The following is a 13664-nucleotide window of genomic DNA, read 5'->3' on the forward strand; positions in this document are numbered from 1 at the left end:
AACGAAACATTTTGCAAAAATGTTCACCCCTGGTGGACATTTTTCTATTTTCAGCCTCTTATTTTAGGGTTTACAGTAGACAGGTATGTTATAATACTTTTTGAGCCGGGTGTTCCATGAATAACCGGTATTTTGGGTACAGAAATGGTGATTACGATGACAAAAGCAAAACAAGACACCCGTGTCGTCGTCGGCATGTCCGGAGGGGTCGATTCCTCCGTCACGGCGCTTCTGCTCAAGCAGCAGGGCTATGACGTCATCGGCATCTTCATGAAGAATTGGGACGATACCGACGAATTCGGAGTATGTACAGCCGAAAGCGATGCAGAGGATGTTCGCCGCGTATGCGAGCAGATTGATATTCCTTACTATACCGTTAATTTCGAGAAGGAATACTTCGACAAAGTATTTTCATATTTTCTCGATGAATATAAGGCCGGCCGGACGCCTAATCCAGACGTCATGTGCAACCGAGAGATCAAATTCGGGGAGTTCCTGAACAAAGCCCTTCAGCTTGGCGCCGATTATGTAGCGACTGGACATTATGCACGCGTTATAGAAGAAGATGGTGTGTACAAGCTGCTCCGCGGTGTAGACAACAATAAAGACCAGACCTATTTCTTGAACGCGCTGGGCCAATATCAGCTCTCTAAAGCAATGTTCCCGATTGGTCATCTTCCGAAACCGGAAGTTCGGAGAATTGCCGAAGAAGCCGGACTCTATACTGCCAAGAAAAAAGACAGTACAGGCGTCTGCTTTATCGGTGAGCGTAACTTCCGTGAATTCCTCAGCCAGTATCTGCCTGCACAATCTGGTGACATGGTAGATATAGCCACTGGGGAAATCAAAGGCCGCCATGATGGTCTTATGTACTATACATTGGGTCAGCGTCAAGGCCTTGGCATTGGCGGATCCGGTAACGGCGAACCTTGGTTTGTAGCCGAAAAAGACCTTAGCCGCAACATTCTTTATGTAGTTCAAGGAGACAAGCACCACAGCCTGTACTCCACTAGTCTAATTGCCTCCGGTGTAAACTGGATTAACGGGCATGAGCTAGGTCCTGAGCCGCTAAAATGCACTGCTAAATTCCGGTATCGCCAGCCTGATCAAGGTGTAACGCTCACCGCACGGAAAGACGGAACGATAAACGTAGACTTTGATGTTCCGCAAAAAGCGATTACGCCAGGCCAAGCCGTTGTCTTCTATCTCGGTGAGCAATGTCTCGGCGGCGGCACGATCGAATATGCAGAAAAGGTCGTTCCTTCAGCGCAAGCTTAAGTGAAGTCTATAACTTACAACATAAACCCTAGAATAAACCTATGAAATAGCTGTATTTAATACAGCTATTTCTTGTTTTTAGAATTTCTTTTTGACTTAGTTGTATGATGTACATCTAAATTCTCCCAATCTCCCTTTTCTGTCTTCACATTCCAAAAATAGATGTATGAACTGCAGTTATACTACATCATCAGCGCTAAAATGAGGTTTTAGTTGTATGAAATACAACTAAATGACTATGGAGCCAGCGATTCAAATAGAAACAAAAAGAACAGCAGTTCAGATATCGCTATCTGAACTGCTGTTCTTTTATTACTAATAGTATTAATTTAATTCCTGCTATTCCTACTTACTGAGCTACTACAGCTTTATCCGCAGAAACTGCAATGTCATTATAGTAAAGTCCAGTTCCATCACCAATTCCATAATTCAGTATACGGTTGTTGACCGGAACTAGGGCCGCACGATAAAGCGTAGGGAATACAGGAATCTCGTTAACCATGAACTGCTGCCATTCTTTATAGATCTCTTTACGTTTATTTACATCGAATGCATCCTCGGAGACTCCTTCAGCGAGCAACCGATCATTCTCTGCACTCGAGTAACGCGGGAAGTTAAAGATCGCGTCTTTACCATAAAGACCTGTTGGGTCAACATCAATTCCTACAGTCCAAGCACCTTGGTACACATCAACGGTAGGATCATCCTCACCATTTTGTCCAACACGGTCATAGAACGTATTAAATTCTACCATCTCCAAATTCACATTCAGACCAATCGCTTTCCAGGATTGTACATAATATTGAGCTAATGGTTCTGCGATGTCCGATCCTGTCATCGAGATGAAATTAATTTTCAGCTCACTACCATCCGGATTCGTTCTAAATTCACCGTTAAGTTTGTAACCAGCATCATCCAAGATCTTCTTAGCAGCTTCTGGATCATAAGGTACACCTGGATTAGAAGCATCATGGAATTCCGGATGAGAAGGTGGAATTAAAGTTGTCGCATTCCAGCGAAGACCACTATAGAACTTCTTACCCACTGTATCATTGTCTACAGCAGCCCACATGGCTTTACGCAGGTTCACATCCGCCATTTTAGCTTTAGGATCGGTAGCAACGACTTTTTTCTCCGCATCCCATTTACCAAGCTTAAATCCAATATACGTATATGCACGGTCAACAGCACCGAGATACTCAACATTGGACATCTTTGCATTATCCGGGAATTGATCAATAGGGAAGGCATCCACCAAGTCAACTCCACCAGACTTCAGTTCTTGCACAACAGTCGTAGGGTTGATTACCTTCAAAATTACTTTATCCAGTTTAGGTGCGCCGCGCCAGTAATCTTCATTCTTAACGAATACTACAGACTCACCAGGAACGATACTTTCCACTTTAAAAGCTCCGAAGCCAATTGGCTTTTGACGAACTTCAGGGGATGAGGAGATTTTGGCAACATCCATACCACCAAAGATATGTTTAGCTAATGGATAAATCCATATGCCACCTGTTAACAGGGAAGGGGAAGATTTAAGATAAGTAATTTGCAGCTTCTTCTCACCCAGAACTTTAATACCAGAAATGGTCTTTGCTTTTCCGGAGTGGTATTCTTCCATACCTTCAATATTCGTAAAGTCAGAGCCGTAACGTGGACCATCATATTTCGGATTACCAATAACCTCATGCGCGAACAGCCAATCTTCTGCTGTCACCGGCTTTCCATCCTGCCAGTTCACATTATCGCGAATCGTAAAGGTAAAGGTCCGTCCATCTTCTGCTACTTCATAAGTTGCTGCACCATCATTCGTGTACACATAGTCTTTGTCCCAAGTTAACAAACCTTCATCGAACCAATTCAGCACTTCAGCATCTGGAGCTCCAGAATAGAAGTTCAAGTTCAAGGTACCTTCAAACGGACTGTCGGAAACGAGTCCAAACGTAATTGTCCCGCCATCAATAGCTTCACCTTGATTAGTCTTAATGTTACTGAAATCTTTAATGTTATAAAGTCCGTCTTCTGCTTCAGGAGCTGCCGTCGCTTCTGCGGTTTCCGCAGGAGCACTGGCACTTGGTGCTGCTGTTGACTCAGCCGCTCCGTTGTTGTTCTTGGAGCCGCAAGCCGCAAGAGCGAACAACATTACTAACATTAATGAAACTAGTAAAGCTTTTGAACGAATGGCTTTTCTCATTTAATCATTTCCTCCCTTATCATCCTTTTCTTTGTCTTGCGTCGGTCGCACGTTTGAGCGCTTGACCCACATTATTTATACTCAACATCAGTACCAAGATCAGCAGTGATGCGGGTAACCAGATCCACCATCTGAACTCAAGCGTTTGCGGATTTCTCGCATAGCTTACAAGAGTACCCAAACTGGGTGTACTTTCTGGAAAACCAAAACCTAGAAAGGATAGGCCTGATTCCAATCCAATATTAGCTGCCAAATTTAAAGTCATCGTGACGATAATGATGGAGCTTAAGTTCGGCAGCACTTGTGTGAACATTATTTTTAGATTGGAGGAACCTAGGGTCTTAGATGCCTGAACGTAATCCAGTTCCTTCTCTTGTAACGTCTTGGAACGAATTAACCTGGCAATCCCCATCCATAGAAAGGCAGTCATGATAAAGGAGAAGGTTAACGTATTGTATTTAGGAACTGCACTCACAAAAGCTATAACAATCATTATAAAAGGTAAAATCATGAAGAAATCTACAACACGCATCGCTACATTATCTACCGTTCCACCAAAATAACCTGAGACTAACCCGACTAGAATCCCAATAACGCCAGTAAAAAATGTAACCATAAAAGCAATAGACATAGAGTTTCTTGTACCAATAATTAATTGACCGAATACATCCCGTCCTCCATAGTCGGTCCCCAGCCAATGCACAGCCGAAGGCTTCTCATACAGGGCGAACAAGTCAACCGTAACAATTTCTTTTTGATCTAAAAATAAGGAAATCCCATACACAGCAGCGATAATCGTAAATAGGAAAATCAGTGAGATCAGTGCCAACTTATCACGCACCAATTCCCGCCAAACAATTCTGAAGCCTGATGGACTTTTATCTGTTTCCTGCAGCAGAGCTATCTCTGCGCTTGTCTTTGCCATTTCATTCACCTCAAAGTGTTCATCTTCTTATTTAATCCGGATACGAGGATCTACGATACTTAAGATAATGTCTGATAACAACGCACCGACGATGGCAGCAACCCCATACAAAAGAACTAGGGCCGTTACTACGCTGAAATCCCGGATCGTTATCGAGCTGAGAAACAGCATACCCATACCCGGATAGCTGAAGATACTTTCAACGAACACCGTACCACCAATGAGCCCAGTAATCTCATATCCGAAAAATGCAGCGATCGGCAGTAAGGAATTACGTAATATATGGCGATTATATACACGAGACTCTGAAGCGCCTTTGGCTCTTGCCGTGAGAATGAAATCCTTTTGTTTCGTATCAATGATTTCATTTCGCAAATATTGTACCGTTCCTACCGTTGCAATTAGCGCCATTGATAAAGCAGGGAGTAGCAAATGGTATAACTTACTCCAGAAGTGGCTTAGCGTACCCGGAACTTCTCCGGGACTAACACTGCCACTAGTAGGAAACCAATGAAGATGAAATCCGAAGAGCCATACCATTAAGAGAGCGAAAATAAACAATGGTGCGGCAAAGCCAATATAGGTGTATCCAGTAATGAGGCGATCCAGCCATGAATCGTTATAACGACCACTAGTAATACCAAGTGGAATAGCAATAAGGTATGTAAGGATTAGCGTGACAATGGCCAGCCAAAGTGTATTCATGAGGCGTTGACCGATAAGCTCTGATACAGGCATCTTGAAACGGAAGGATTGACCAAAGTCTCCTTGTATTGCTTTAGTGATCCAATCCCAGTACTGGATGTACCATGGATCATTTAGGCCAAGCTTCTCTCGCATTGCATCAATGGCCGCAGGATCAATATTCGGATCGAGCATTCCTGAGAGTGCGTCGCCAGGCATTGCCTTCGCCATAAGAAAAACAAGAATACTTAATAGAAATACTTGAGGGATCATTATAAGAATTCTACGAACGATAATCTTCCACATATTCTCAACCTTTCTCAGGCAAGGCTACCAGATGAGTCTCGGAAATTGATTTTAATGGATAAGCCATGCCTTCTTCATCAAAATAATTCCGGTGCGCTTGTTCATATTCCATACTTACTGATTTTCTAAACTCCGTCTGCTTTTCTCTCTGCTTCGGATCAATATCAGGAATGGCAGCAATGAGACGTTTGGTATAAATATGCTGAGGATTGTCAAAAATATCTTTAGCGGTCCCTTGCTCCACATGTCGTCCTTTATACATAATCCCAATGTGATCGCACATATGTCTGATGATCCCGAGATCATGACTGATAAATAGAAAAGTAAGATTCAGTTCTTTTTGAATGTCCTGCATGAAATTCAGCACTTGTGCCTGTACGGAGACATCTAGCGCAGATACCGGCTCGTCAGCAATAATAAGTTTGGGCTTGAGGGCAATCGCTCTGGCAATTCCGATCCGCTGCCGCTGACCGCCTGAGAATTCATGCGGATATTTCAGGATGTTCTCAGGGCTTAAACCTACCTGTAAAAGCAACTCCTGTACTCGACGCTTTTCTTCCCCCGGAGACATTTTTTCGAAATTACGCAACGGTTCAGCAATAATATCCAGCACGCGTTTCTTAGGATTTAAAGAAGAGTACGGATCCTGAAAGATCATCTGAATGTCTTTGCGGACATTTCTTTGCTTACGCACACCCTTCAAGGCTAAATCTTGCCCTTCAAAAATCACGCTACCGCTAGTAATAGAATTAAGTCCAATGATTGCACGACCAGTAGTTGTCTTACCTGATCCGGATTCACCGACGAGACCATAGGTTTGCCCTGCCTCAATGGTAAAATTAACATTATCGACAGCCTTAACTACGCCAACTTCCCTTCGAAAAACGCCGCCGTGGATCGGAAAATGAACCGCTAAATTTTTAACCTCAAGAAGTCCCATTGTGGCTTGCCTCCTCGTTAGTATCAGGGAAATGAAAGTTATTATGGCAGGTGCAGCGAACAAAATGCCCGGGGGCTACTTCATGCAGCTGCGGATTCTCCTCGTGCTCCCATTCCGGAATCCAGGGTGTCCGGGCCGAGAAACGGCATCCTTTACGCGGAAGATTCTGTAATGGCGGGACAATCCCCTGAATCACATGAAGTCTAGATTTCTCTTCTTTAACGGTTGGAATGGAGTTCAACAAGGATCTTGTATACGGATGCTTCGGATTAGAGGTCAGCGTATAAATATCTGCGATCTCTACGATTTGTCCGGCGTACATCACCGCAACTCGATCAGCCATTTCACTCACAACCCCTAGATCATGAGTAATTAAGATAATGCCTGCTTGCATATCGGTTTTTAATTTTTTTATAAGTTCAAGGATTTGCAATTGGATGGTTACATCTAGTGCAGTAGTCGGCTCATCGGCGATCAAAAGCTTAGGACCATTAGCAATCGCTATAGCAATTACAACCCTCTGCCTCATTCCACCAGATAATTCGTGGGGGTATTGCTGATATGTATGCTCGGGACGGGAGATTCCAACCTTGGTCAGGAGATCAATGACCTTCTCTTTTCTTTGCTTCTTCGAAAGCTTGGAATCATGTAGGATGAGTACTTCTTCAATCTGTGAACCGATAATCATAAGCGGATTTAAAGCGGATAAAGGGTCCTGAAAAATCATAGACATTTCTTGGCCACGCAGCTTGTTGAGTGCAGCAGGAGTCATAGTAACGATGTCCTGACCCTTGTATTTGATTTGTCCGTCTATTTTTGCCCTTGTGTGCAATCCCATTATCGAAAAGGCAAGCGCACTTTTTCCTGAACCGGACTCTCCAACAATAGCAAGAATCTCATTTTTGCGAACAGATAGGGTAACATCATCTACTGCGGCATAATAATCATCTGCGATCCTGAACGATGTCGATAAATTTTTGATTTCTAATAATTCTTCGCTCAAATTAATCCCCCTAACGGCAAGAGTTTCAAAATCCATACAATGAAATATTATGTAAATTTTGATATAAACAGTATTTATTTTCATGAAACATAACAAAACACATACTGTCATCATTATTAACACCATTAACGATACTATAAGTATTTCAATCGGATTAAAAAAAATGATTTCCCGTAACTTTGTAGTTCATTTTAATTAACTTATGGTAAATTATCAATCTTTTCCTATAAAAAAATTTTATTTCATGTGATTAAATGTAACGTAGAAAACAAAAAAACGGCTCTAGGCCGCCTTTTTTTGGAATAAATAATATTGTGAATAAATTATTTTTTTGTTCAATAGGGGAGATTTGGAGGTTGTTGCAGTCACTAGTGGACTATTGTTCGCGTCGTAGTCGTTGATTATGACGAATCTTTATTTCATTCCCTTGCTCTGTAGCTTGATAAAAAACACGTTGAGAAATCTCTTTAGGCAAATACTCCTGTTTCACATAATGCCCCGGAAAATTGTGCGGATATTGATACCCTTCATGCCCTAACGCAGTAGCCCCTTTGTAATGGGTGTCTCGTAAGTGTAAGGGTACCTCGGCAGATTTAATCTCATCCATACTCGCCATTGCATTTGAAATCGCAGTAACTACAGCATTAGACTTTGGACTCTCCACCGCAAAAAGAATCGCTTGTGCAATGTTTAGCCTCGCTTCTGGCCAACCGTTATTCCTATACGCTTCGAGCGCGCTCACGGCTTGGACCATGGCTTGTGGATTCGCCAGTCCAATATCCTCACTGCTAGCCGCAATCAATCGCCGAATAAATGTCATCGGGTCCATCCCAAGCTTTTCTACCGCATATAGAAACCAGAACAACGCAGCATCACTAGAACCACGTATGCTTTTGTGAAAAGCGGAAAGCACATCATACTGCGTCGATTCATCTGCTTTCACAATAGGGCGCCGAATTGACTCTTCCGCCACCTCCAGCGTGATATGCACACTGCCATCTGCCTCGGGAGCAGTAGTTAACGCCGCTAATTCCAGAGCATTTAATGCCCGCCGAATATCTCCGTTAGCCATCGTAGCGATATGCATTAATGCCTCTTCATCAACCTGAAGCTCCATGAATCCAAGCCCTCTATCCTTGTCCTCTAAAGCCCTGCGCATCGCGATCAGACTGTGTTCACTCGTTAATGCCTCCAGCTGAAACAAGGTAGAACGGCTCATAAGCGCTCCGTTAACATAATGGAACGGGTTCTCTGTAGTTGCACCAATAAATGTTATGGTTCCTTTTTCTACCGCCGGCAACAGCGCATCCTGACGTGAACTATTGAACCGATGTACCTCATCCAGAAAAAGAATCGTCTTAGAACCGTATAGTGTTTTATTATTTTGAGCTCGTTCAATGACCTCTCGCACATCCTTTACGGAAGCCTCCACCGCATTCAGGCGTACAAACTCCCCTTGCGTATGATGAGAAATGATATGAGCCAATGTTGTTTTGCCACAACCAGGAGGTCCATAGAGCAAAATTGAAGAGACCTGATCAGCCTCAATCGCTCTTCGCAGTAGCTTTCCCCGGCCTATGATATGTTCTTGACCAATATATTCATCCAGATTCTCCGGTCTCATTCGGTCCGCAAGCAGCCGTCCGCCCCCAGTGTCCTCTCCCATAGAAAATAAATCCATAACTCCACTTCCTTGCTATATTCTTGTAAAAGCACAATGTAAACCTCTCCCTATCATACCATATCAAAGCACTGAATTAGGATGCCCTTCCAAGCAAGGTCACTGTATCAGCCTTGACGTATTCTCCGTAAAAAATAAAAAGAGCATGATCTCGTCTTAGAAAGGCGGGAGCCATGCTCTTTTTTCAAATTGTACGCTAGCAGTTTATCGCCAGCCTCATTTTTGATATGATTTTCCGAATGCTCTCTTCCGACAGATGATACTTCTTCTGAAGCTCAGCTACGGAATCGCCTTCACGATGACAACTGAAAATTTCCTTATTGCGATTCGCTATCTCTTTCCTCGAACCGCTGTTCTCGCCCCATCTAACCCGCTCTTCCGTTTTCTTCGGGATGTAGAGCAGTTCACCTTGGATGTATCCCTGAAGCTCTTCGAGCAAGCCAGGGGGGAGCACATCCTTCCCATTTACATAACTCAACTTGCATTTCCTCCTTCAACAGGTGTGTCCCTATGCGTCGGTCAACTAAGTTTTTAGTTATAATCACGTCACCTGCCTCCTTTCTTCTCCTCATATTTGGAAAAATCCGTAATTTCATTATATAAAAACCTCTTGGTAGCGTCTACATTCTAATTCATAAATTTCGTTTTTATGGATAAGTGTGGTACTTCCTATGTTAGTAATAAGGAGGCCATACGGCCTCCTCGCTTTAAGCGGGTTTCCGTCTTAGACGGAAACCACCTCGTATACTGAAATCATCTCAATCAGCCTCCTTCCAGAAGTGTTCTTGCCCGGCCGGACACTTATTATTAAGCCATACCTATAGGGGAGTTACAAGTTCAAAAACAGTTATAACTGTTCTCCACCAGTCTTAATTCCCCTCAGAATCGCTTTCAGCCGTCATTTGCACATAGGAAGGCATTTCCCCATTATGAAGCAACCAAAGCTCGTGGAGTGCTCGTGTACAGCCTACATACATCAGCTTTGCATCCCATGCTGTCGCCCCGTAATGATCTCGATCGGCATCCGCTAAGATTACCGCATCAAATTCCAAACCTTTAGATAAATACACAGGCAGCACCGATAGTCCACCCTGATATTGCGTCATGCTGCCGTCTATCAGATGTATATCTTCAAAATGCTGCTCCAGCTCAGCGTACAGCTCTGTGGCTTCACGCAAACTACGTGTTAGCACAGCCACAGTACGGTATTCCCTTCCAGACAAGGACTTCAGTGAGTTGCTTATTGTCCGCAGACGAGCTTGCTCATCAGCCACCAGTTTCCCAGTATCCTCCCCGTAGGCGATCATTCGCACGGGATCTCCACTACGAAAAACCGGAACAGCCAGCAGAGAGCTTTCCACACCGGAAGATAGAATGCCATTAGCGAAATCTATAATTTCCATAGTAGAACGATAGCTCCGTGTCAGTGCGTGATAAGCCGTGTTCTCAGGGGCAAACAAGGTCTGCATCTCTTCCCAAGCGTGTACGCCTTTATAGGCGTGTATGCCCTGTGACAGATCACCCAGGATCGTAAAGGAATGACCCCGCACATATAAATCCAGCACCGCAATTTGGAAAGGAGAAAAATCCTGAGCCTCGTCAATCACCACATGATCAAAGCGAGTTACACCCTCGTCTCCATTCAAAAGATAATGGATATACAACAGAGGCGGTAAATCCTCTTCGCGTATAATTCCTTTTTTCAGATCTTTTGCCGTTTCCTTCAGCACAGCTACCGGAATATTCTCTGGCGGATTCACAGGCCAATCTTCCGGGACTTTAGCCGCACGGAAGATTTGCTTGTAGATCGTCAACGGATCGTACTTAGGCCATTTTGCACTGTATGCTTTTTCTCGCGCAGCACCTTTTTTCTTGCGATCCTTCATAGCTGCAGCCGATGGACTCTTCTTCAGCTCCATCTCGATCCAGCGATGTATCCGTGCCATTACACGTTCCTTCCGCTTCGCTGGCGGATAAGGAGCGTACTCTTCATTATGCCAACGTAAGATCATCGATCGGCGCAGCACAGCGCCCTCCCACGGGATAAAATCTCCCTCAGGAACAGAACTTGTCTCCAGCAGCTTAATACTTGATTCAATAATACTCATCAGAACCGTAGAGCCCTTGAAACGTCCCGGCGTTTCTTCTGTAATCACAGGCATACCGCCAGAGGTTTCAAACCAGCGGTTCATCGTCTCCGTCGCATCCTGTTCTGGAAGCTCCAGACCTAGTACATTTGCCGCCCAATCCGGAAAGGTGCTCTGAGCAATATTACCTACTCCTAGTTCAGGCAGTACATCTGAGATGTAATCCAGAAACATCCGGTTCGGTGCAAAAATAATCATTTTTTCCGCAGAAACCTGATCCTTGTATTGATACAGCAGAAAGGCTAATCGGTGAAGTGCAACTGTTGTTTTACCACTTCCCGCTACGCCCTGAATGATCAGCGCTGTATTTTTGGCCGCACGGATAATCTTGTCCTGCTCCTCCTGGATGGTAGATACGATATCACGGAGACGATTGTCTTTGTTCTCTCCCAAACGATAGACGAGAAACTCGTCTGATACTACAGGCGCGTCACTCTCCCGATTGTACGTATCTGCGACCCGCTCCAGAATCTGCTTACGAATCACCACGTTGCGTTTGAGGTATACCAGTCCTTCTATCAGTCCCTCAGGAGCTTCATAGGAGGCTGGCTCCGTACCACCGGTAAACGAATAGAACAGGCTTGCTACCGGTGCGCGCCAGTCAATGACTAGCGGACGGTCGCTTACCTGCTCGCGGTCTACGCCGATTTTTCCTATATAGAGTGCCTTCCGCTGCTTCTCATCATTGCCCTGAAAATCAAGCCGTCCGAAATAAGGCTCCTGCCGAAGCTTGGCAAGATCTTTGCGCTTCTGTTCACGGTTCGCTTCTAACACTTGTTCCGTATAATCGTGTCCCGTGTACACCGGAGTCTGGTTAAGCTTCTCCAATAAGGTGTCAATCTCAGTAAGCGCTTGATTCAGCCTGTCTTCTTCCTCTTGATAGGCACTTTGAAAGTTGTCTTCCAATTTCAGTTACCTCCTAAAAGTTTATCGAGCTTAAATTTTCATTCTCCTCATTCCCTCTTCTCACACAAAAAGGATACCCATTGTAGCACAATCAGCACTAAAATACCAAATCTTTCAAGAGAGCCCCCACTATAGCACAGCTTGTAAAATAAAGTTAGCTACAAACAAGCCCGCAATCCCATAGAGTGCAGGAGGCACTTCTTTCCCCTTGCCCACAGCAAGCTTCACGATCGGATAAGTGATGAAGCCAAAAGCCATCCCGTCCACAATACTATAAGTGAATGGAATCATAACCATGATCAAAAAAGAAGGGAAAAGCTCTGTCAAATCGCTCAAGTCCATCTCACGCACATTTTGTACCATAAGGCCACCGATTACAATCAAGATCGGTGCGATAGCACTGTCTGGAATGTAGGAGAGCAAAGGGAGGAACAAGAATGTTGCCCCGAACAAAAGACCTGTCACAAGCGAGGTCAGACCCGAACGTCCACCTGCAGCAATCCCTGCATTGGATTCTGCAGCGGCGACTACAGGACTGCTTCCAAAGAGACCTGCGGCGATATTGGCAATAGAGAGTGCTCGTAAGCTGCTCTTGAAGCGCTCAGGACGTCCAGCCATCATCGTCTGAGAGGCGACTAGCCCAATATTTTCAAATACAACGATTAACAGCAATAGGAATACCGCAATCCAGAATACGAGGCTTACAATACCACCCCAGTCCATTCCAAAAAACAGGCTTCCATAACCCGTAAATACATGGCCTGATGCCTGCTTCTCAGGCGCGTGAGCCGCTCCCAGCAAGTAGGCTAGACCTGTACCAACCAGCATACTGATAAGCAAACCACCGTTGGTCCCGCGGATAAACAGTACTAAAGCGAGTAGCAAGGTTACGCAGGAAGTGATAACTGCAGGATCACTAAAATGTCCTATAGCAACAAAAGTGGTCTGATGTGCGATCACAATTCCGCTTTTTTGCAGCCCTATAAAGGTCAGAAATAGCCCTATCCCGACAGTTATCGCATGCTGCAGGTTTTGCGGAATCGCTTCACTAAGAATACGATAAAGCGAGGTGAAGGCCACGATAGCGAATAATACCCCCGTTATAACGACTACCGTAAGCGCCTCTCTCCAGCCCAAATTCATGGAATGAACAAGTGTGTATGTGAAAAAGGCGTTAATCCCCATACCTGGTACTACGATGATCGGCGTCTTCCCGCCGAAGGCCATTAATAGACAGCCTGTAATGGCAGTCAATAACGTAGCCACCATGGCCGGTCTAAGCGGCATACCAGCGTCATGAAGAATCGTCGCATTCACCATCACAATATATACCGAAGCAAAATACGAGAGGATCCCTGCAGCCCATTCCCGTTTCCATTCATTCTCAGGCGCAAGCCCTACACTATTTCGCCAAAAATTCGATTTCATGTACAAAAACCTCCACTGATATTAAGTTCCGCAGGCGGATATTACCCGGATTATAAGCTTAATAACCAGCGGTTCATCCCGGTTTAGCTATTATGCCTATATGTCGTCTGCATCTTGCAGACTCACCTGCTAACCACAACAAAAGGGCGTACGCAACTGGATTCCAGCT

10 protein-coding genes are annotated in these 13664 nt (G+C 44.5%); 1 reads left to right on the forward strand and 9 read right to left on the reverse strand.

Annotated features, from left to right (window positions below; translation table 11 throughout):
- Positions 1–156 precede the first annotated feature (156 nt).
- Entirely contained in the window at positions 157–1278 is a 1122-nt protein-coding gene (gene mnmA, locus ACN6MV_RS24290; protein ID WP_042130452.1) for a tRNA 2-thiouridine(34) synthase MnmA, read from the forward strand.
- 349 nt (positions 1279–1627) lie between these two features.
- Here the strand turns inward: mnmA and ACN6MV_RS24295 are convergent, their stop codons facing one another.
- The 9 genes from ACN6MV_RS24295 to ACN6MV_RS24335 form a co-directional block, all read right to left on the reverse strand.
- On the reverse strand, positions 1628–3475 hold the full coding sequence (locus tag ACN6MV_RS24295; RefSeq protein WP_042130453.1) for an oligopeptide ABC transporter substrate-binding protein: 1848 nt from the start codon (positions 3473–3475) through the stop codon (positions 1628–1630).
- Between the two features lie 19 nt (positions 3476–3494).
- On the reverse strand, positions 3495–4400 hold the full coding sequence (locus ACN6MV_RS24300; protein WP_419885034.1) for an ABC transporter permease: 906 nt from the start codon (positions 4398–4400) through the stop codon (positions 3495–3497).
- Between the two features lie 27 nt (positions 4401–4427).
- On the reverse strand, positions 4428–5390 hold the full coding sequence (opp4B, locus tag ACN6MV_RS24305; protein WP_042130456.1) for an oligopeptide ABC transporter permease: 963 nt from the start codon (positions 5388–5390) through the stop codon (positions 4428–4430).
- Between the two features lie 4 nt (positions 5391–5394).
- Positions 5395–6330: an ABC transporter ATP-binding protein gene (locus ACN6MV_RS24310; protein ID WP_042130458.1), complete on the reverse strand. Its 936-nt coding sequence runs from the start codon at positions 6328–6330 to the stop codon at positions 5395–5397.
- Positions 6317–7333, reverse strand: a complete 1017-nt coding sequence (locus ACN6MV_RS24315) for an ABC transporter ATP-binding protein (protein ID WP_419885035.1) — start codon at positions 7331–7333, stop codon at positions 6317–6319. Before ACN6MV_RS24315 ends, ACN6MV_RS24310 begins: the two co-directional genes overlap by 14 nt.
- A gap of 376 nt (positions 7334–7709) precedes the next feature.
- On the reverse strand, positions 7710–9014 hold the full coding sequence (locus ACN6MV_RS24320; RefSeq protein ID WP_042130461.1) for a replication-associated recombination protein A: 1305 nt from the start codon (positions 9012–9014) through the stop codon (positions 7710–7712).
- Positions 9015–9210: 196 nt separating this feature from the next.
- Positions 9211–9492: a CD3324 family protein gene (locus ACN6MV_RS24325; RefSeq protein WP_042130463.1), complete on the reverse strand. Its 282-nt coding sequence runs from the start codon at positions 9490–9492 to the stop codon at positions 9211–9213.
- Positions 9493–9883: 391 nt separating this feature from the next.
- Positions 9884–12067, reverse strand: coding sequence for a HelD family protein (locus tag ACN6MV_RS24330; protein ID WP_042130465.1), 2184 nt, complete (start codon positions 12065–12067; stop codon positions 9884–9886).
- A 129-nt stretch (positions 12068–12196) separates the two neighbouring features.
- Positions 12197–13495, reverse strand: a complete 1299-nt coding sequence (locus ACN6MV_RS24335; RefSeq protein ID WP_042130466.1) for an NCS2 family permease — start codon at positions 13493–13495, stop codon at positions 12197–12199.
- Positions 13496–13664 lie beyond the last annotated feature (169 nt).

Source organism: Paenibacillus sp. B-A-8 (genome assembly GCF_048572915.1).
Taxonomy (GTDB): Bacteria; Bacillota; Bacilli; order Paenibacillales; family Paenibacillaceae; genus Paenibacillus_AQ.

Coding starts and splice junctions, on each gene's coding strand:
- mnmA (WP_042130452.1), top strand. CDS start 157: ATGACAAAAGCAAAACAAGACACCCGTGTCGTCGTCGGCATGTCCGGA.
- ACN6MV_RS24295 (WP_042130453.1), bottom strand. CDS start 3,475: ATGAGAAAAGCCATTCGTTCAAAAGCTTTACTAGTTTCATTAATGTTA.
- ACN6MV_RS24300 (WP_419885034.1), bottom strand. CDS start 4,400: ATGGCAAAGACAAGCGCAGAGATAGCTCTGCTGCAGGAAACAGATAAA.
- opp4B (WP_042130456.1), bottom strand. CDS start 5,390: ATGTGGAAGATTATCGTTCGTAGAATTCTTATAATGATCCCTCAAGTA.
- ACN6MV_RS24310 (WP_042130458.1), bottom strand. CDS start 6,330: ATGGGACTTCTTGAGGTTAAAAATTTAGCGGTTCATTTTCCGATCCAC.
- ACN6MV_RS24320 (WP_042130461.1), bottom strand. CDS start 9,014: ATGGATTTATTTTCTATGGGAGAGGACACTGGGGGCGGACGGCTGCTT.
- ACN6MV_RS24335 (WP_042130466.1), bottom strand. CDS start 13,495: ATGAAATCGAATTTTTGGCGAAATAGTGTAGGGCTTGCGCCTGAGAAT.